The 19,950-nt window shown below is 43.2% G+C and carries 16 protein-coding genes and 1 pseudogene; 16 read left to right on the forward strand and 1 reads right to left on the reverse strand.

The window, feature by feature from the left end:
* Positions 1–160 precede the first annotated feature (160 nt).
* From FU659_RS23185 to FU659_RS23215, 9 genes are all read left to right on the forward strand, one after another.
* Positions 161–1,879 carry a sensor histidine kinase gene (locus FU659_RS23185; RefSeq protein WP_147949726.1) on the forward strand — a complete coding sequence of 573 codons (1,719 nt, stop codon included), beginning with the start codon at positions 161–163 and terminating at the stop codon, positions 1,877–1,879.
* Positions 1,876–3,471 (forward strand): response regulator transcription factor, encoded by a 1,596-nt coding sequence (locus FU659_RS23190; protein ID WP_147949727.1) that lies wholly within the window; start codon positions 1,876–1,878, stop codon positions 3,469–3,471. The genes FU659_RS23185 and FU659_RS23190 overlap by 4 nt, the downstream gene beginning before the upstream one ends.
* Before the next feature lie 116 nt (positions 3,472–3,587).
* On the forward strand, positions 3,588–4,937 hold the full coding sequence (locus tag FU659_RS23195; RefSeq protein ID WP_147949728.1) for an ABC transporter substrate-binding protein: 1,350 nt from the start codon (positions 3,588–3,590) through the stop codon (positions 4,935–4,937).
* 282 nt (positions 4,938–5,219) lie between these two features.
* Positions 5,220–6,110, forward strand: coding sequence for a carbohydrate ABC transporter permease (locus tag FU659_RS23200; RefSeq protein WP_261807987.1), 891 nt, complete (start codon positions 5,220–5,222; stop codon positions 6,108–6,110).
* An 18-nt stretch (positions 6,111–6,128) separates the two neighbouring features.
* The gene (locus FU659_RS23205) at positions 6,129–6,950 is read left to right on the forward strand and encodes a carbohydrate ABC transporter permease (protein WP_261807988.1); all 822 of its coding nucleotides are present in this window, start codon (positions 6,129–6,131) and stop codon (positions 6,948–6,950) included.
* Positions 6,951–6,991: 41 nt separating this feature from the next.
* Positions 6,992–8,332: an FAD-dependent oxidoreductase gene (locus FU659_RS23210; protein ID WP_147949730.1), complete on the forward strand. Its 1,341-nt coding sequence runs from the start codon at positions 6,992–6,994 to the stop codon at positions 8,330–8,332.
* A 348-nt stretch (positions 8,333–8,680) separates the two neighbouring features.
* Positions 8,681–8,812, forward strand: a complete 132-nt coding sequence (locus FU659_RS37480; protein ID WP_261807989.1) for a hypothetical protein — start codon at positions 8,681–8,683, stop codon at positions 8,810–8,812.
* Positions 8,778–10,484 carry a glycoside hydrolase family protein gene (locus tag FU659_RS35740; RefSeq protein ID WP_187274334.1) on the forward strand — a complete coding sequence of 569 codons (1,707 nt, stop codon included), beginning with the start codon at positions 8,778–8,780 and terminating at the stop codon, positions 10,482–10,484. Before FU659_RS37480 ends, FU659_RS35740 begins: the two co-directional genes overlap by 35 nt.
* Positions 10,367–11,845 (forward strand): OmpL47-type beta-barrel domain-containing protein, encoded by a 1,479-nt coding sequence (locus FU659_RS23215; RefSeq protein ID WP_187274335.1) that lies wholly within the window; start codon positions 10,367–10,369, stop codon positions 11,843–11,845. Before FU659_RS35740 ends, FU659_RS23215 begins: the two co-directional genes overlap by 118 nt.
* Positions 11,846–12,021: 176 nt before the next feature.
* Here the strand turns inward: FU659_RS23215 and FU659_RS35745 are convergent, their stop codons facing one another.
* Complete coding sequence (locus tag FU659_RS35745; RefSeq protein WP_187274336.1) at positions 12,022–12,237, reverse strand: hypothetical protein; 216 nt, start codon at positions 12,235–12,237, stop codon at positions 12,022–12,024.
* A 49-nt stretch (positions 12,238–12,286) separates the two neighbouring features.
* On the opposite strand from FU659_RS35745, the gene FU659_RS23220 reads away from it, so the two are divergent.
* The 7 genes and pseudogenes from FU659_RS23220 to FU659_RS23250 all read left to right on the forward strand — a co-directional run bounded on the left by FU659_RS23220 (position 12,287) and on the right by FU659_RS23250 (position 19,925).
* Positions 12,287–13,762 carry an extracellular solute-binding protein gene (locus tag FU659_RS23220; RefSeq protein WP_222708611.1) on the forward strand — a complete coding sequence of 492 codons (1,476 nt, stop codon included), beginning with the start codon at positions 12,287–12,289 and terminating at the stop codon, positions 13,760–13,762.
* A 127-nt stretch (positions 13,763–13,889) separates the two neighbouring features.
* A pseudogene (locus tag FU659_RS23225) lies at positions 13,890–14,773 on the forward strand (ABC transporter permease).
* 18 nt (positions 14,774–14,791) lie between these two features.
* Positions 14,792–15,673: a carbohydrate ABC transporter permease gene (locus tag FU659_RS23230; protein WP_147949733.1), complete on the forward strand. Its 882-nt coding sequence runs from the start codon at positions 14,792–14,794 to the stop codon at positions 15,671–15,673.
* A gap of 103 nt (positions 15,674–15,776) precedes the next feature.
* Positions 15,777–16,793: a Gfo/Idh/MocA family protein gene (locus tag FU659_RS23235; protein WP_187274338.1), complete on the forward strand. Its 1,017-nt coding sequence runs from the start codon at positions 15,777–15,779 to the stop codon at positions 16,791–16,793.
* 38 nt (positions 16,794–16,831) lie between these two features.
* Positions 16,832–17,611 (forward strand): sugar phosphate isomerase/epimerase family protein, encoded by a 780-nt coding sequence (locus FU659_RS23240; protein WP_147949735.1) that lies wholly within the window; start codon positions 16,832–16,834, stop codon positions 17,609–17,611.
* A 23-nt stretch (positions 17,612–17,634) separates the two neighbouring features.
* Entirely contained in the window at positions 17,635–18,945 is a 1,311-nt protein-coding gene (locus tag FU659_RS23245; protein WP_222708612.1) for an FAD-dependent oxidoreductase, read from the forward strand.
* A gap of 26 nt (positions 18,946–18,971) precedes the next feature.
* The gene (locus tag FU659_RS23250) at positions 18,972–19,925 is read left to right on the forward strand and encodes a hypothetical protein (RefSeq protein WP_187274339.1); all 954 of its coding nucleotides are present in this window, start codon (positions 18,972–18,974) and stop codon (positions 19,923–19,925) included.
* The last annotated feature ends 25 nt before the right edge of the window (positions 19,926–19,950 follow it).

Genomic DNA, 19,950 nt, shown 5'->3' on the forward strand with positions numbered 1-19,950 from the left:
CATACCTTTAAATTAAATATAACCATGCTTAAACATGAAACAGCACCTAGTTATTTAAGTAATGTGGGAGTTATAATAGTAAATATAAAAAATAAACAAGGCAACCGTACAGTGGACGGTTGCTATTGTACATGGATTCCGAAGAAGAGAGAGTGTGACAATGAACAAGAGGCAAATATTTTTCTCTTTGCGCCTGAAATTTTTACTTGTATTTACGTTGTTTATTGTAGCTCCCATTTTATTTATGATGTATCTTTACTTCGTTCAATCTGACAAAATTATTATGAAAGAAATGAGCGATACACAAACTCAGGTTCTAAAGCGGGTTACGGATCGAGCCGACGATATGTTGAATCGGACTTTAAATGTATCGAATTTACTTACTAATGACTATGATGTTTTGCAATTGCTAAGAAATTCGGGGCAATCGGATTTAGATGATTATCCCACCTACCAGAAGGTAGTAGGACTACAGAGCAAAATGGACAACCTGATCGCATATATTTTGGACAACCATGCAATTGTTGCGGTTTATGGATTTAATGGCAGCATCTTTGCAACAAATCAAGATGAAGTGATTCTTAAAATGATACCGGATTACGTGAAACAAGCTAAAGAAAAAAACGGTGCTCCGGCTTGGGGAGTGACTCCTTCTTTGCAAGTCAAAGGCCTTGAAGGGAACCAAGAAGGGGGCTTTATTACCATGGTCCGATTAATTAAAGGTGAGAGTACAAAGGGGTATGGCTTAGTCTTTATCGCATTTCCAATCAAGGAAATGTTTCTCGTTTCCAATGGCTTACAGGAGGATTCCCCTGCTCAATTCCTGATATCCGATAATAACCGTTTGCTCTGGGGACGAAATGATTTGTGGAACAGGACTGAATCGGCAGTGGAACAATCTGCGTTTACACAAACCTTAAAAGCAACAGGTTGGCAGCTGCGCTGGATTCCCATGCAGGAACAATGGATTCAGCAGTTGAAAAACGTACGTTCCGCAACGACATGGAGTGTCATTGTTTTATTCCTATGCTTTCTGTTCATATATGTCTATTTTACCCTACGTTTGATGAAACCTATTCGCTCGCTCGTGCAGGCAATGGGGAAAGCATCATCCGGAAATTTCGATAAGCCCGCATTGTTGGGAGGAAACGATGAAATCGGACTGCTGAGCCATCATTTCAACCGTATGCTGTCGAGCTTGAAGGAAATGGTTGCGACGCTTCGTGAAGAGCAGCAGCTTAAAGAGGAAGCAAGATTTCATGCCCTGCAAGCCCAGATTTCTCCCCACTTCTTGTTTAATGCACTCAATTCCATTAAGTGGCTGGCTTTATTCTCAGGGGCTAAAAACGTTGGGGATATGATTACTTCCCTTGGTATCATGTTAAGCTACAGTATGAAGCAAGACAGTGAAGTTGTCTCACTGAGAGATGAACTTGATTTTATACAACATTATTTTTCGCTACAAAAAATTCGATTTAACGATAATATCGATTTGTCAATCGATGTCGACGAAAAACTGTTGTCTGCTCGCATTCTTAAATTCACCCTTCAACCTATTGTGGAAAACAGTATCATCCATGGGAATCGAATGCCTCTAATAATCCTCATCGCGGCTTATCACGAAGATGAATTGTTGTTTATCACCATTAAAGATAATGGGCAAGGACTGTCCGAGAGAAAGCTTGAAGATGAAGCTCGCGAAAGATCCAATCCCATAAGGCAAGGGAAATACAGTGGAATCGGACTTGAGAATGTTCAAAGTCGGATCCGTATGCATTTCGGGGAACCATATGGGCTATTTATGCAAAATGGTAATGATGCCGGCGTTGAGACGGTTGTAAGGCTGCCTTGGAAAAGGATGGAGGATGATCCAGCATGACAAAGCTTTTATTAGTGGAAGATGAATTTTTGGTAAGGCTTGGACTCAAAACTTTTATTCCTTGGGAGGAATTCGGCTTCGAATTGATCGGCGAGGCGGTGGATGGATTGGATGCACTTACCATTCTTTCTGAAATGTCATGCGATCTCTTGATTACTGACATTTCCATGCCAAATATGGATGGAATCTCGTTGATGGAACGGGTGAAGGAACTATATCCGCACATCAAAATTTTAATCTTGTCGAATTATAATGATTTCCAATATGTTAAGCGTGCCTTGCAGCTTGGAGCTTCCGACTATATATTGAAGCTGACCATGCAGCCAGAGGATCTTCAAACCAAGCTGCAACAGATCCGAATGGAAATCGAGGACGAGCGTAAAAAGCAGGAGGAAACGATACAACTTAGCCGGAATGCGTTTCAATATCGTCAGGAAATAACGATGGAAAAGCATTTGCGTGATCTCATGACTATGCAATACTCTGAGAGGGAAGCGGGTGAACTTTCACAGGAATATGAAGATCTTCTTCCCTCGTTTCCATGGACTGTTTCATTGTTGAAAATTGACCGTTACGAGTCTGTTGTAGATGAAAATCGCTTCAAGAGTGAGAAGTTGTTGCGTTTTTCTGTGATGAATGTACTTCGGGAAATTATGCGCAAATATAGAGAAGGGCACATTGTGGAAATGGATGGAGGGCATTTCGCTATGATTTCAGGGATGGGGGCGGAGCCGATGCTTCAGGAGATGGCGGAATGTATGCACCGTTATCTCAAATTGCCCGTCTATTTCGGTATGTACTCCCCTATTGAACGAGCATACGACCTGCATGAAGCATTTGGGTTTGCCGAAGAAGCGCTATTGGAGAGATTTTACAACGATTCGAATCGTGTCATTCACTATAGAGAGCAAATGTTTACATACAATGCTTTACCCATATCATCACGGGACGAATTTCTGGATTCGATGGCACGTCATGACAAAGAAGCTCTTCAGAAAGCCATAAGAAATATGGCTGATGCCTATTTGGAAGAGGGGATACGAAGACCTTATCCGGATCTGGTCAGAGAACGATGGCTGCAGATCGTGCACCTCTTCGAGGTGTTCCTTCAAGATAGAGGAGGAAACCTTTACTCTATCATGCCTTACGAAGGGAAGTATCCTCATCATGTCGTGAGGCTATCTGAGTCCATACAAGAAATAAGCGAGTGGTTGATTGGTTGGATTTCAGTCTTCTTCGAGCATTTGCGCGCAAGCACGGTTCATCAACCTCGCCCCGAAATCCAAGCAGTTAAAAAAATAATCGAAGAAAAGTACAGCACATCCTTAAAAATGTCCGACTTAGCAAAGGAAGTCAATTTTACGGAACCTTATTTAAGCTCCTTATTCAAGAAGGAAACCGGTGAAACGATGATCGACTACATGATCCGTATGCGAATGCAGAAAGCTAGGGAACTTCTCAAGCTACCCCATATAAAAATTTATGAGGTTGCGGATTCGATCGGCTATTCGGACCCTAATTACTTTGCCAAGCTGTTCAAAAAAATCGAAGGGATTTATCCACAAGAATATCGTAAGCGCTACATTCACTAAATGGATAAAACAAGACGGGTAAGATCTTAAATGATTTCATTCCGCAGGAAGGATCCCTTTGCTATGCTAATGATGTTTCAACTAAATAAAAATAAGAAAGAGAAGGGGTTACCAGTATGAAGAAATCGATTTATTCCGCACTATCACTCACAATGGCATTTAGTTTGATTATTTCCGGCTGTTCCAAAGGCGACAACCAAAACGGTTCATCTCCCTCCGCAGCGACCACGGCAAGTTCAGCGGCACCGAAGAAAGCGGTCAAACTTAAGATTTGGGGCAGTATTCCTGAAGAGAACGGACCCAAGGATGTAGTCACGAAGTGGAACAGCACGCATCCTGATATCCAAATGGAGTATTACCGTTACGCGAACGACGATAGCGGCAATACGAAGCTTGATACGGCTCTTATCAGTAACTCCGACGCCCCGGACATCTTCTTCAGCTATGGAGAAACGAACTATAATCGCCGAGTGAACGCGGGTGTTACCTTTCCGTTGGATGATTTGATTAGCAAATACAAGTTTAATGTGGATGATATCATCGGCAAAGATAATGTCGTCCTGTTTAAAGGGAAGAAGCATTATTTACCGGCCATAAAGCTGTTATCCTCTGTTCTGATTAATCAAACGGCCTTGGAGAAAGCGGGAGAGAAGATTCCGGTTCAAGGATGGACATGGGATGACTACATGGCTCTTGCAGAGAAGCTGAATACACCGGATCAGAAGGGCAGTTTTATCCTGGCTCCAGGGGATAATATGGTACGTTTTTCCATTATTGAGAATAAGCCGATAGATTCCTATTATACAGCTGATGGAATGTCCACCTTCGACAGCCCTGCCGTCAAGAAAGGGTTGGAGTATCAAAAAGCACTGCAGGATAAAGGATTATCGGTCAAGTGGCCGGATATTATTGCTAACAAACTGGTTCCTCAAAGCGAGCTTCTGACCGGTAAAGCGGCCATGGTCTTCGGAGGTACACATTTGCTAAGGAGTGTGAAGGACACCAAAAGTTTCCCGCATGACTTCAAAACGATATTTGCGCCGGTTCCCCAGTTGGAGAAGGGCGGCAAAGTGAATACGGCAGGATTCAACGACTTAATGTCCATTAACAATACTTCTCCAAACAAAGACGAAGCTTTTCAATTTATTTCGTGGTACCTAACAGAAGGGGATCTTCTGATGATTCCCGGCGGACGCTTGCCGTCTTCCAAGAAGATCGATGTGGATAAAGTGGCGGATCTCATGGTTGGAGATGCAGCAAACCTGATTAATGTAGACTCTCTGAAAGCTCTGATCAAGGGTGATTACACGTTCCCGGTTCAAACGATTTCCACCGCTTTACCGGAAATGACCAAAATTATAAACGAGGAAACCGAGAAATATGTAATGGGCGTACAGCCCTTGGAAAAAACGATTCAGAGCATGAAGACAAGAGCGGATCAAGCGATTAAGGCTGAGAAAAAATAGTTATTGTTTGTAAGATAAACCGTCAGGGAAATTGCATCCTGACGGTTCTTTTACGTGTAAACCCATACGTATAGAGCACGGGGAGGTAAATGGATATTGGGTTCCAACCGTTCTTGAAATCATATTTCACTATTCTACTTTTCCCAGTTTTCTGGCTTAGTTCCACACATCTTAAAAACAACGCTGTAACAACCTAAATCACGCCATTCCTCACGAATTCGTATCTGCTTATAATACAGGTATGGTTATAATATAGCTAAATGAGGTGGCATCATGCGACGAATGTCCAAGCATAACAGGAAGGAACAAGTGGCGGGTTATTTGTTTATATTGCCGAACTTTCTCGGCGTTTTATTCTTCGTCATTCTACCTTTGCTTTTCAGTTTCATGCTGATTTTTGCTGATTGGGATTACTTAAAGGGCTTGGCTGGGCTTAGCTTTGCTGGATTCGGTAATCTAAAGAAATTAGCAAATGACGACTATTTATGGCACGCACTAAGAAACAATTTTATTTTAACAGGAGTAACGGTGCCGAGCGCAATGGCAATCGGTTTGGTTCTGGCTGTGTTGCTTAATCGGCATGTCTATGCCAAGGGGGTATTACGAACTTTGTTTTTCCTTCCTTATGTAAGCAGTTTGGTTGCCGTTTCTGTGGTGTGGAGCGTGCTGTACAATGCCCAGAATGGTCCGATCAATGCATTCCTGAAATCACTGGGGGTTGATAATCCCCCTGGGTGGTTGGGGAGCGCCTCATGGGCGCTGCCGGCCGTCATCATTATGATCGTATGGACTTACATCGGATATACCATGGTACTGTACATGGCGGGACTGCAAGGAATTCCGAAAGATTTATATGAAGCGGCTTCGATTGACGGAGCCACAGGGATGCGGCAATTTTTCAATATCACTATCCCGATGCTGAAGCCAACTACCTTTTTGATAGCCGTCACACTTATTATTTCCACCTTTCAGGTTTTTGCCGTCGTAAGTGTGATGACCCAAGGCGGACCCGTTAATTCGACGATGGTTATTGCGTATCATATTTATATCACGGCCTTCCAAAACTTCAAAATGGGTTATGCGGCAGCGATGTCGTGGGTCTTGTTCGTTATCATATTTTCAATTACTTTGATTCAGTGGCGCAGCCAGAAGAAGTGGCAGCAGCATTTTTAATGGAGGAGTGTGTTGGCTTTGGTATCCTTGCGAAAATTAAGCGTTACGCTTGTCATGTTGGCTCTGTGTGTGATGGTCATGATTCCGTTTATTTGGATGATCTCTTCGTCTTTCAAAATCCAAGCTGATTTATTCAAATACCCGATTAATTGGATTCCTAAAAACCCGATCCTCTCGAATTACGAAGAGGTTTGGGGGGGCAAATATAAATTTTCCTTGTTTTATTGGAACTCGGCCAAAATTACCTTTTTTACGGTTGTTGGTTCCATCATCACCAGCTCGTTGGCTGGGTTCGCATTTGCCAAACTGAACTTTAAGGGAAGGGACTTTTTCTTCCTCATGTACTTGGCTACAATGATCATCCCATCTCAAGTGCTGCTTGTTCCAAGGTTTATCCTGTTTGATCGGATTGGTTTGGTGAACACCCATTTAGCGGTCATTTTACCCGGGATTTTTACCGTATTCGGCACCTTCCTGATGCGGCAATTTTTCAGTACGATTCCGAACGAGCTGCTTGAAGCGGCAAAAGTGGATGGGGCGGGATTCTGGCGGCTTTATTGGCAAATTTGTTTGCCATTAACGAAGCCTGCCATCGTGACACTCCTCATACTTAGCTTCACCGGGCACTGGAACGAATATGAGAATCCGTTGATCTTCCTGCGTTCGAGAGACTTGTTTACACTACCGATTGGTCTTTCCAGCTTTGTAGATGAATACGGTGCGAATTATTCGTTGATTATGGCAGCTTCTGTTTCGGCGCTGCTGCCTCTTATTATCATTGTTGCCATCTTCCAAAGATTCTTTGTTGAAGGGATTGCCAGTAGCGGTCTGAAGGGGTAACCGCAGCAAAACATATATTGATCTTACGAGGAGTGATACCCATGAATGATTCTAAAAACGATTTTGATATTGTGATTGTTGGGGCAGGTGTAGGCGGTATTTGCGCTGCTTTAGCAGCTTCTAGATTAAACTGTAAGGTGCTGCTCATTGAAAAGATGAGTGAAATTGGCGGGACAGGGGTACATGCAGCTGTTGCCTTAGTTTGTAAATTTCGTGACCATAATGGACGGTGTGTGAACACCGGTATTCATAAGGAACTATTCCCGCTAGCCTATCAAAATACAGGTTTAACCTTTGACGAGGAAACGGTATCAAGCTATGACGAACAGGAATTAAAAGAAACCTATCATCGATTAATTCAAAAAGAGAAAAATCTGACCGTGTGGACAGATTGCGAAGTGGATGCCGTGCAGGTGGAAGACGGGAATATTCGTTCGTTGACGATCACTGGATCTAAGCAAACTCGTGTGTATGGTCGCGTGTTCCTTGACGGGACGGCAGACGGAAATTTGTCTGCATTGGCAGGAGCCGGGTTTCAAAAGGGGCGAGAGAAAGACGGGAAGATGCAGATGGCAACAGTTACTTTCAAACTCACCGGGTTCGATCCTTCTTTGTTTAAAGTGAAGGATGTCACAAGCTGGGGCTGCTATTTTTGGCTGCAAGAGACGCTGAAACCATATTATCTTGCTATGAAGCAGAGAACGAACAGCACCAATAAGCGTCAAGGCGTGTTAGCATTCCCTTACCCGGATGGAAAGGCGTTCTTATTTAATTCGACTGCTGTTAGCGATGTTGATCCTACAATTCCGGGATCTGTTGAACGTGCGTTTGAAATCGGAAAAGTGCAAGTATATGAATTGGTTGAAGCGATCAAGGAGCATCCTGCTTTTCGGGATGCCAAGATCGAGACTATTTTTACGAAGCTAGGAGTTCGTGAAGGCCGAAGAGTTGTCGGCGACTATATGTTAACAGGAGAAGACTGCTTGCGTGTACGCAAGTTTGATGATATGGTGGCTGCTTGTGCTTATGATGTGGATGTACATGATCCTGATGGAAATAAAAATCAACAAGAGTATATGACTATTTTGCCAAGCCCGGGGTATTATCATATTCCTTATCGCTGTCTCATCGCTAAAGGATTAGACAACCTTCTATTAAGCTCGCGTTGCATTAGCGGTACATTTGAGGCCCACGCGTCTTATCGCGTAATGTCAGGAATTAGTGCCATCGGCGAAGCAGCAGGAACCGCAGCAGCTTTAACCGTCAAATCTGGCTTCAGCGATGTCCGTATGATTTCTGCCGAAGAGATACGATATATTCTGCAAAGCCGAGGGCAATTTGTAGAAGGTCCTGTTAAGGAAACACATGTGTTGTGTAAGTAATAAGAATACTTCATTCATTTAAGGAACAATGATAAAAAATAGCACTCCCTAGAATAGACATTGGAAAACCCCTGGTTAATCCGATGAATGCTAAGGGGTGCATTTTTATGTTGATAAAGGGTCATGGACTTCCTCCAGAGTTGAGCCTCTATTAGTCATCGTCGAAGAAATTAAAAATGTCCCTAAACAAGTTAAATGAGTCCGTATACAATAATTTTCCAGTTGAGTAAAGTTTAAATGTAATCGCTCACGATAATTGATTTTGTAATGGGGGTGACATCATAAGTATAGAACATGTTTCAAATGATTTTAAATTCATGATTTACATCTGAAGGGAGAAGTAATGCTATGAAGCAAAAACTTGGTCGTTTATGTTCTTCATTTCTTGTGTTATCTCTGCTAGTAGCTAGCGGGTTCACCTTGATTTCAGGAAAGCAAGTGGCTTATGCGGCAACACTTACCATCGAGCAAACACAATAGGAACATTTTCTATGAAAATGACACCAAGAGCTTCAAAATCAATACGGATGGGGACTCGATTGATTGGGCTTATTCCGATTATTGGGATAACACCGTAAAGTCCGGAAGTCAAGCGGTAAGCGGTGGAACCGTCCTGCTAACCGTTAATCCCGGTAAAAAGGGATGGTTCAAATTGGTTATTACGGCCAAGCAGAACGGGAACGTTATTGCCTCTCAAGAAACCTCGTTCGCCGTCGTTTCGAATTTCGATCTGAGTCAGGTGGCGGATTCGCATTTTTCTGTGCAAACGCATGCCGCTCGAACCGACTTAATTGCTCAAGATCCGGCAGCGCTGCTCCCCATTGCCAAGAAAATGGGAGTTAAGTATGTCAGGGATGCCTTGAGATGGGAGTACATTGAGGATACGACGAAGGGGGTTTATAACTTTAAAGATAAACCTTTCCTCGAAAATTTCATGTCGGGTGTGAAGGCGAATGATCTCAAGCCCTATATCACTCTAGCGTTATATAATAATTTATATGATGAGGGAAATGCACCGACGAGTGTGGAGGCAAGGACGGCTTTTGCTAACTATGGCAAGCAAGTATTGGCCCAATATCCGCAGATCGGTCAGGTGGAGATTTGGAACGAACCAGACATTCCTACGTTTGGAAAGGGACTTACCACGGAGGCGGAGAAAGCGGATTTTTATTTCAATTTGTTAAAAGCATCATACGAACAAATTCATCCCGATTATCCCAACGTAAAAATTACCGGCTTCGTATTCGGCGATCAGGGTTCGGACTCCTTCTTAGAATCGCTTTATCAAAAAGGTGCGCTGAATTATCTGAGTGAATATTCCTTTCATGCGTACCCGAAAAATCCTGAGGATATCGTTACTGATATCAATAGGCACAGAAATATAATGAAAAAATATAACAACAATCAAACCATTCCCATGAATCTTTCGGAGACAGGATTTACTAACTATAATTTCACTGAGCATGTTCAAGCCAACTATGTGGCCAGAAGAATTGTCACTGCTTTGGCGAATGGCATCCAAAAAATCAGTATCTATAATTTACAAAATAAATCCACCGATCCCAAAGATTTTGAGGGAACGTACGGATTGATTCGGAATCCCGGCGATGCAAAAGGAGCCTATGTACCTAAGCCGGCTTTTTCAGCTTACGCAACTATGACACGGGAATTAACGGGGGCGGATTTCCAAACCACGGAGAATGTTGCGTCTGGTATTTATGTTCACAAGTTTCATAAAGAAATGGAAGATATTCGGGTTATGTACGCTCCTACAGGAGCGACGTCAAGCTATATACCCATGGCAGCCTTGATGTCACGGATATCATGGGGAATACGCAAACGTATTCGCCGACGAATGGTTATGTGCGACTGCGGTTGGATGAGAACCCGATTTATGTCAAGGGTGGGTTGGAAGCTCCCTATATCGAAGAGATTCCAGCGGCCGTTACCTATCCGATCACTTTATACTATGGTTACAACAAGGGAGGCTATACGGAAGTCAACGGAACTAGTGGAGAGGCTACCAATAAATGGGTGGCGTCTTCCGTACTCAAAAGCTATGACGGCGGCATATCGAGAGCTATTACGAATCCGACGGGCGCATCCGCCAAATGGACGCCGACTATCGTCCAGCCCGGACGTTATCGAGTAACAGCGTATCTTCCCGGAACACCCGCCACTCCGGTGAATACCACAAATGCGGCTGAGTATTCGTTCTATATCAACGGAGTGGAACAGACACCGCATGTTGTTATAGATCAATCCAAGCTGCAAGGATCTTGGCAGGTACTGGGTACTTACGAGTTTCCAAAGGGAACAGGCAGTTATATCCTGCTCAAAGACGCGAACCCCGCTCATAATCATCCACTTCGGGCGGATGTTATTAAGCTGGAGTCCATCCTTCCGACAGGGATTTCTCTGGATTCCGATTCACTGGATTTAAGAGTAGGAGATACGCATGCATTCACAGCTGTGTTTACTCCCGCTGAGGCAACCGAGCAGACGCTCGTTTGGAGCAGCTCAAACAGTCAAGTCGTGACTGTCGATGCTGGGGGGCATGTGAATGCGACGGGGGCAGGAGAAGCGGTGATTCGTGCCACGAATTCACTGAGTGCCCTTTATGCCGAAGCGAAAGTGAAAGTGACTCAGGTTGATACAACAGCACCAACGACAACAGATAACGCTCCGACAAGTTGGGTAAACCATGATGTAACCGTAAGCCTGAATGCAAGTGATAGCGAATCAGGTGTTGCAGCTACATATTACACAGTAGATGGTGGCATGCAACGAACGGGTACGGATATTGCTTTCATAATGGAAGGCGAACATACTCTAACTTATTGGAGCGTAGACAACGCAGGCAATATAGAAGCGAAACGCACGGCAACCATTAAAATTGACAAGACAGCGCCTGTAAGCGTTTCATCAGTAAGTCCGGCTGCGCCAAACGGCAGCAACGGATGGTATACGTCGGATGTAACGGTAAGCTTAGCTGTATATGACAATTTATCTGGCGTGGCGAAAACCGAATACCAAGTGAATGACGGGGCCTGGATCGCCTATAAGGGTTCCACTCCTGCCTTCGGTGAAGGGGTTTATAAGATCAATTATCGCAGTACGGATCAAGCAGGCAATGTAGAACAGACCCAAACCATCGAATTGAAGGTTGACAAAACGGCGCCAATATTAAACGTTCAATTGGATAATTCGTCGATATGGCCGCCGAACCATAAAATGGTGACCATCCATGCCCTACTAAATTCGAGTGATGCTGAATCAGGCGTTGCGTCTGTGGAGTTAACCTCCATTACTAGCAATGAACCCGATAGCGGTCAAGGCGACGTTCAAGCTAATTTCGGAACAGCGGCTACATCATTTAGTTTACGCGCTGAAAGATTATACAGCGGAACGGGACGTATATATACGATTACGTATACGATCACCGATAATGCAGGCAACAAAAAGATTACTCCTGTAACTGTTACAGTGCCTCATGATCAATCAAGGAAATAGCAATCATAACAAGAATCAATGGGGATTTTTGTAGGTAGGCTAAACAACAAAAACGGAGTTATGCGATCTTGTAGCTCCGTTTTTCTAATCAATTACGGCATAAAGAGAGTCTTTTGCCATCAGAAGTAGATATATGATAGTAGATGTAAATAGATGAAAGTATCTAACGAAATCCCCTATTTCTTATAATAAATACATGCAAAGTGATTTGCATAAATAACAATCGGGGGTAATGAAATGAGGAAAAGAAACACAAAAGCTATTGTTCTGATATCCATCGCAAGCTTCACGTTATTGACGTCTGCTTGCAGCACAACTACAGAGCCAAGCAAATCATCAATGGCTCCATCGGAATCACCAATAACGATTAAAAAAGATGATCCATTCGGCAAGTATGATCCACCAATTGAGGTGACTGCGGTTCGGAGTATTGGCGCTTCGGTGAAATATAATCCGGGTGAAGATCTTGACAATAACGTTTGGACAAAGGAATTTCTGAATACTCTGGGTATCAAAATAAAATATACTTGGACTGCTCCTGATGCACAATATCAGCAAAAACTGAACCTTTCGATTGCCTCTGGTGAAATAGCGGATATTACCGCCGTAAACACGACGCAGTTGAAACAAATGGAGGAATCTGGTCAATTAGAAGATTTAACTGGGCTATACGAGAAATATGCGGCTCCATTCACGAAGGAAATTATTAATCAAGATGGCGGGCTCGCACTTAAATCAGCAACATTCAAGGGTAAACTGCTGGCAATTCCTTATACAGCTGGGAGTTTGGGAGATGTAATGTGGATTCGTATGGATTGGCTGAAAAAACTCAATCTACCTGAACCCAAAACAATGGATGACGTACTTAAAATTTCTGAAGCGTTTTTCACCAAAGATCCGGATGGGAATGGCAAGAATGATACACTTGGCATTGCAGCAAATAAACAAATATTTGAAGACATGGGCAGCTTGAGAGGTTTCTTTAATGGTTATCATGCCTATCCTGGGGCTTGGATTAAAGATGCTTCTGGTAAAGTAGTATCTGGCAGTATTCAACCAGAAATAAAAACCGTTTTAGCAAAATTGCGTGACTTGTACAAAGCAGGGCAAATCGACAAGGAGTTTCCGGTAAAAGATGGCGGTAAAGCTGTTGAATCCGTTATTGCAGGTAAATATGGCATTGTGTTTGGTTCGGATTGGTTTCCTTATTATCCTTTTGTGGATGGGAAAACAAAGGATCCGAATATGGAGTGGAAGGCATTCGCAATCCCTTCCATTGATGATAAGCCTGCTAAAGTTACGGTAGCATTTCCTGTCTCTAAATATTTTGTTGTGAAAAAAGGTTCGAAGCATCCAGAAGCGGCGATTAAATTACTCAATCTCTTCTGTGAAAAAGAATGGGGTAAAACGGCAGATATAGAGAAATACTCTGTAGCAAAAGATGGAATAGAGCTATTCAAGTACCCATTGGTTCAAACATGGCCAGCTCTTAAAGATATTCCCGATACCTATTTGGCCCTAAAAGAGGCATTAGAAACAAAAGATCCAAAGAAGCTAAACGCGGAGCAAAAGGCTGGGTATGATAAAATTCTTGGTTTCATGAATGGTGATTCTGGAATAAATCTGATTAACTGGGCTACTATGCGACAAAAAGCACCAACGGATTCATCGTACGCGGTTGAATATAATTACAGAAAAGAAAATCTACTCCTGGTTAACGCTTTCTATGGTGCACCTACTCCAACTATGAAAGAAAAGGCTTCTACCCTGGATAAGATGACGCTCGAGGAATTCACGAAAATAATTATGGGAGTCGTACCTGTCGACGATTTTGATAATTTCGTTACCCAGTGGAAGAAACTGGGTGGAGATGACATGACCAATGAAGTAAACGTTTGGGCGGAAACTCAGAAATAGGTAGCTGTTAAGGTGGGGAAGAAGCGTAGAGTTTAAGGGAATCTTCCCCTTTTTTCCTGAATGGCACAGAATTCAAAAGGAAAGGATCGGAACTATGCCATCAAGATCAATTAAGTTGTATACCCGTATGCTTCGTGAATTGCCGCTACATCTAATGCTTTTGCCAGGTTTGGTATTAGTATTGATTTTCAGTTATTTTCCGATGGTCGGTATTGTGATTGCATTTCAAAATTTTAATTCGGCTAACGGATTATTTGGTTCAAATGGATTGGGTTTGCTAATTTTTCGTATATTTTAAACCTTCCAGATTTCTTTCAGGTGCTTTGGAACACGGTTTTTATTGCAGTAATGAAAATTGGTGCGGGACTGATTGTGCCGATTACGGTTGCTCTTTTATTGAATGAGGTAAATAAGGGATTTATTAAAAAGGGCGTTCAAACGCTGATTTACTTACCTCATTTTTTATCGTGGATTATTCTCAGTGGGATTTTGATCGATATTCTCTCCCCGTCATCGGGCATCGTCAATCAATTTTTAAAACTATTCGGATTAGATCCTATATTTTTTCTAGGAAGCATCAAATGGTTTCCATTTGTTATGGTTATTTCTGATGTTTGGAAGGAGTTCGGATTTAGCACCATCGTCTATTTAGCAGCATTAGCCGGCATAAATCCCTCACTTTATGAAGCGGCGTTTATGGATGGTGCGAATCGTTGGAAGCAGACGTTGCATATCACACTACCGGGGATTAGTCCGATCATTATTTTATTAACCACTTTGAGCTTAGGAAATGTATTGAATGCTGGTTTTGATCAAGTGTTCAATTTGTATAGTCCGGCCGTATATCAGAGCGGGGATATTATTGACACATTCGTGTATCGGATGGGAATGATAGATGCTCATTATGGGATTGCGACAGCAATTGGCTTATTTAAATCTGTCGTATCTTTTATATTGATCTCGGTTTCCTATTGGTTGGCTTCGCGGTTTGCCAATTATCGGATTTTCTAAGAAAGAAGGTCATTTGTTATGCAAACTGTTTCTTTAGGACGGAGAATGTTTCTTGTTCTTACTTATACTTTTTTATGTTTTCTGGCTCTATTATGTTTGTTTCCACTCATTCATGTTCTTGCTATTTCGTTCAGTTCATCCCACGAAGCTGCAGCTGGTACGGTTAAGTTCTGGCCTGTAGACTTCACAATTCAATCGTATACATATATTTTGCGTAAACCCGAGTTTCTTCGATCTTTTGTTGTAACGATTGAACGAGTGATTCTCGGTACATCGCTCAGTATGATATTAACTCTTTTAATGGCCTATCCTCTATCAAAGGAAACAAAAGTATTTAAACTTCGCACGTATTACGTTTGGTATTTTGTTTTCACGATCTTGTTTGGCGGTGGATTGATTCCTTGGTACATGACGATCAAATTTACGGGGTTGCTTAATACAATTTGGGCATTGGTTTTGCCAGGTGGTGTCGCTGTATTTCATATCATTCTATTATTGAACTTTTTTCGCGGATTACCTAAGGAACTTGAAGAAGCTGTTTTTATAGATGGTTCAGGACATTGGGGTGCTTTATGGAAGATTTATGTCCCGCTTTCTATGCCTGCTCTAGCGACGATCGCTCTTTTTACGATTGTGCATCATTGGAATTCATGGTTTGATGGTTTGCTTCTCATGAATTCACCGGAAAAATATCCGTTATCCAGCTATTTACAAACGATAATTATTGACAATAATCTCGCTAATGTACGGGATGAGGATATAAGCTCTTTGGCTGAGGTATCAGATCGAACTGCCAAAGCGGCTCAAATATTCCTGGGTGCTCTACCGATTCTCTTGATTTATCCTTTCTTGCAAAGATTCTTTGTTAAAGGAATTATTTTAGGGAGTGTAAAAGAGTAAGGCATTAAACGAACGTATCGAACGCTTGTTCGATAATAAGAAAAAACGAAAATATTCGCAAAAATTAGGAAAGAAAAGAAAATGAAGTCATATGGAGGAAATTATGATGCCAATAAACAACACACCAATGATCCGAGGAGCAGTGGTCGGATACAGTAGAGCGTTTAAAATGGGACAGCTGCATGGCGAACAGATGAATCAAGCAGGGTTGGAGTTTGCCGCTGTTTGTGAGATTGACGAAGCTTGCCTGAATCAGGCGAAAATCGATTTTCCAAATATCCGAACATTTCAAACGATTGAGGAATTGCTGGCCCAACCGGATATCAATCTCATTACGATCATAACGCCGCATCATACACATGCAGAACTTGCAATGAAAGTGCTGGAAAGCGGCAAACACTGTATATTGGAAAAACCGATGTGCATTGATACGGATGATGCTGAAGCACTTGTGCGAAAAGCGAAAGAAAAAGGTGTCATGCTATCCGTTTATCATAATCGTCGGTGGGATGGATGGTATTTGACTTTACAGGATTTGATCCAAAAAGATTTGCTCGGCGAACTATTTTCGGTGGAAATGTCCATCGGTGGTCACGGACACCCCGGATATTGGTGGCGATCCGACAAGGTTGTCTCTGGGGGTGCTTTCTACGATTGGGGCGCACATTATATCGACTGGCTGCTGGGTATCGTGCCCGGAAAAATGAAGTCCATTCGCGGTTTTGTGCAAAAACGGCTGTGGCATGATGTAACAAATGAAGATCATATGGAAAGTACCATTGTGTTTGAAGGCGGTGCGGTCGCCAATGTGCAAGTATCTTCCATCGCCCGCGCTGGTAAAGCGAACAGACGCATCTTGGGCACAAAAGGCGCGGTCATAAGCAATCACAACGAGAATTATTTGATGCTATATACGGAATTAAACGGTTTAAAGGTCGAGAGCAAAGTTCCTCTTATGAAGGATGAATGGCATAACTATTATCAAAACATTGCGGATCACCTGTTAAAGGGTGCGGAGCTCATTGTGAAACCCGAGGAGGCCCGACGTATTATCGCTGTGCTAGATACGACAGCCAAATCTGCGGCAGCAGACCGGGAACTGCCAGTGCCTTATGAATAATAATTCATTTCGAACGAAACGTAGGGAGATGAGTGGAAATGACTAAAATTCCAGTAGGATTGCAGCTGTATACGCTGCGTGAAGAAACGAAGGAGGATTTTTTGGGAACGTTGCATAAAGTAGCCGCGATGGGATATAAAGCGGTGGAGTTTGCCGGATATGGCGACGTTCCAGCCAAAGAAATGAAGAAGGTACTGGACGACCTCGATTTAACGGCATCCTCTAGCCACACCATAGGGCTGAAGTTTGATATGGATATGAAAGAGATATTTGCGCTGCTTGACAAGCAAATGGAATATAATCTGACAATTGGAAGCCATTACCTGATTTCCTCGTGGTCAAAGATAGCAATGATGAATTCGAAGGAAGAGATCGGCGTTTTTGCGGCGAAGCTGCGGGCCGTTGGCGAACGCTGCAAGCAAATTGGGCTGCAATATTGCTATCACAACCACGATTTTGAATTCGTCAAAGTAGATGACCAGTATAAACTGGATGTCCTATATAACGCCGTCGAAGCCGACCTGTTGCAAGCGGAATTGGATTTATACTGGGTGCAAAAAGGCGGTCTCGATCCGAAAACGTACTTACAGTCCTTCAAAGGCCGTTGTCCACTTGTTCACGTGAAGGATATGGCCGATGATGCGGAGCAGTCGTTTGCCGAAGTCGGCCACGGAATTATCGATTATCCATCGATTTTTGCGGTTGCTGCTGAGGTGGGCGTGAAGTATTACATCATCGAACAGGATATCTGCAAGAGACCACCATTGGAAAGCGTCAAGATGAGCATCGACTATTTGAAATCGCTTGGCATTGCTTAATTAACGATAAGGAAGTGTATAAGATGGTTCGATCCATGTATGAGTACGATGTAATTGTGGCAGGCGGTGGGCCGAGCGGAATTGCAGCGGCGGTGGCTGCCGCACGAGAAGGCGCGAAAACGCTCCTGATTGAACGGTACGGATTCCTCGGCGGAGCGGGTACGGCCATGATGGTCAACCCCTGGATGTCTTATTGGGCCGGAGACAACAAACAAGTGCAAATCATTTTCGGCGTCTTGCAAGAACTGATTGACGGCATGACAAGAATGGGGATGTACGGACATCCGATGCAGAAGACTGCGTTTGATCCGGAAGCGCTGAAGGTGGTAGCGGAACGACTCTGTCTGGATGCCGGAGTAACGCTGCTGTATCATACTTTTCTTGGTGATGCTCGAATGGATGGGAGCGGGTCGGTCATCCAGGGAATCACAGTTGCAAACAAGTCGGGGCTCGTCGACCTCAAAGCGCGGATTTATGTAGACGCGACGGGAGATGCCGATCTGGCGGCATTCGCCGGTGCGCAAGTGGAAAAAGGCCGAGAAGTCGACAGCTTGAGCCAGCCCATGACGCTTAGCTTCCGCATGGCCAACATCGATGTGGATCGAATGCCGGAGAGAAGCGAAATCACGCGGCGATATCGTGAAGCAAAAGCCCGCGGTGAGATCGATTGTCCTCGGGAAGATGTGTTATGGTTTTACGCTAATCAGGCGGGTGTTATTCATTTCAACTCGACCCGCATCATTCTGAAGGATGCCACGAATCCTTGGGAGCTTACGGAGGCGGAAATCGAGGGCCGCCGGCAGGTTCAGGAGTTTGTCCGGTTCTTGACTACAAAGATTGAAGGATTTGAACATGCGTATCTTCAAACAACTGCTCCTCAAATTGGCGTAAGGGAATCGCGTAGAGTTGTTGGCGAATATGTGTTGACGGCCGAAGAACTTCTTCATGCTTGTAAATTTGACGATGTTATCGCACGTGGTGCTTATCCTGTCGATATTCACAATCCGAACGGGGAAGGTACTGTCATTAAGGAGCTGAATCCCGGTGAGTGGTATGAAATTCCGTTCCGCTGTCTCCTACCGAAGAAAATAGAAAATTTGTTGATTGGGGGACGGCCGATCTCTGCCACACACGAAGCGCATTCGGCTATCCGCGTCCAACCGATCGCAATAGCCATCGGGCAAGCGGCCGGAGCCGCAGCTGCATTGTGCGTACGCGATAATAAGAGACCGCGGGAACTGGATGTCGGAAAAGTGCAGGAAGCGTTGACACGACAAGGCGCGAAACTCGGGGTTGAAGTGAGCAAAAATGAGTTGACAAACCGAACAACTTAAGGATTCATTCATACGAAAGAAACAACATGGTGGATTCTGTTCCTGTTGTTTCTTTTGGTGTTCAATATAGATTTGACGGGGATGAAGGGGTGGCAACCATAAGAATCGAGTGGCGCATTCGACAATTTTCCATATTCCCGAAAATTATTGTTGCATTTCTAATGATTATTGTACCTATTTACGTTCTTAGCTTGGTAATGAACATTTCTGGTGAGGCAAGTGTAAGAGAAGAGATCTCTATGTCGATGAAGTCACGGGTCCATTTCTATCTGAATTCTTTTGAGTCAGAAATGACCCGTCTGATAAAGTTAAATAGAGAGTATTCTTTTGATGAGGATTTAAGAAACTTGAGTACAATAGCACCAGGGATGAATGAATTTGATCGCGTGAAAGCGATCCTTAGTTTGCAAAATAAATTATTGCTCATGAAAAACTCCAGCCTTTATGTGGCAGACGTAAAGGTTTATATTCCGCTTTTGGAGAGGACGATACACGCGAATTATTATGGTGATGAATTACCTTTAGAAGAATTACATGCACTAGAAGATTTTTCCGACAGTCACAAGTACCCGTTCATATTTTGGCATACCCGCTTGCTAATAAGTGAGCTGTATCCCAAGCCTATTACTCCAAATAAAATGCCGATTTTTGCTAGCGAGGTGGAATTATCGGAAAATGAAATTAAGCAATCGCTTCTGCAAGCTTCCCATACAAGTCAAGGTGGAGCTGTTTTGTTGGATTCAAGTCAAAACTGGTTCATTGCGAATGATCAAGACATGAAAATGGTTCCCAAATTGAAAGAATTCATGATGCGAAAGCCGTTTCAAGAGGAACTTATGGGACAAGGCTATATTGAAATGGAGCGAAAAAACTATTTAATAACCTATGAACGTTCGCATTTGCTTAATACGATTTTTATGGTATATGTACCGGAATCTCAGATTCTTGGACCCTTGAATAAATATCGCAATTGGTTTTGACTTTATCCATTTCATCTTTTATATT

Origin of the sequence: Paenibacillus sp. N3.4, assembly GCF_008017805.1 — a bacterium.
In the GTDB taxonomy this organism is placed as follows: domain Bacteria; phylum Bacillota; class Bacilli; order Paenibacillales; family NBRC-103111; genus Paenibacillus_E.

What these genes read in the sequence shown, in the direction of transcription:
- FU659_RS23185 (WP_147949726.1), top strand. Translation starts at nt 161, where the DNA reads ATGAACAAGAGGCAAATATTTTTCTCTTTGCGCCTGAAATTTTTACTT.
- FU659_RS23190 (WP_147949727.1), top strand. Translation starts at nt 1,876, where the DNA reads ATGACAAAGCTTTTATTAGTGGAAGATGAATTTTTGGTAAGGCTTGGA.
- FU659_RS23195 (WP_147949728.1), top strand. Translation starts at nt 3,588, where the DNA reads ATGAAGAAATCGATTTATTCCGCACTATCACTCACAATGGCATTTAGT.
- FU659_RS23200 (WP_261807987.1), top strand. Translation starts at nt 5,220, where the DNA reads ATGTCCAAGCATAACAGGAAGGAACAAGTGGCGGGTTATTTGTTTATA.
- FU659_RS23210 (WP_147949730.1), top strand. Translation starts at nt 6,992, where the DNA reads ATGAATGATTCTAAAAACGATTTTGATATTGTGATTGTTGGGGCAGGT.
- FU659_RS37480 (WP_261807989.1), top strand. Translation starts at nt 8,681, where the DNA reads ATGAAGCAAAAACTTGGTCGTTTATGTTCTTCATTTCTTGTGTTATCT.
- FU659_RS35740 (WP_187274334.1), top strand. Translation starts at nt 8,778, where the DNA reads ATGCGGCAACACTTACCATCGAGCAAACACAATAGGAACATTTTCTAT.
- FU659_RS23230 (WP_147949733.1), top strand. Translation starts at nt 14,792, where the DNA reads ATGCAAACTGTTTCTTTAGGACGGAGAATGTTTCTTGTTCTTACTTAT.
- FU659_RS23235 (WP_187274338.1), top strand. Translation starts at nt 15,777, where the DNA reads ATGATGCCAATAAACAACACACCAATGATCCGAGGAGCAGTGGTCGGA.
- FU659_RS23240 (WP_147949735.1), top strand. Translation starts at nt 16,832, where the DNA reads ATGACTAAAATTCCAGTAGGATTGCAGCTGTATACGCTGCGTGAAGAA.
- FU659_RS23245 (WP_222708612.1), top strand. Translation starts at nt 17,635, where the DNA reads ATGGTTCGATCCATGTATGAGTACGATGTAATTGTGGCAGGCGGTGGG.
- FU659_RS23250 (WP_187274339.1), top strand. Translation starts at nt 18,972, where the DNA reads ATGGTGGATTCTGTTCCTGTTGTTTCTTTTGGTGTTCAATATAGATTT.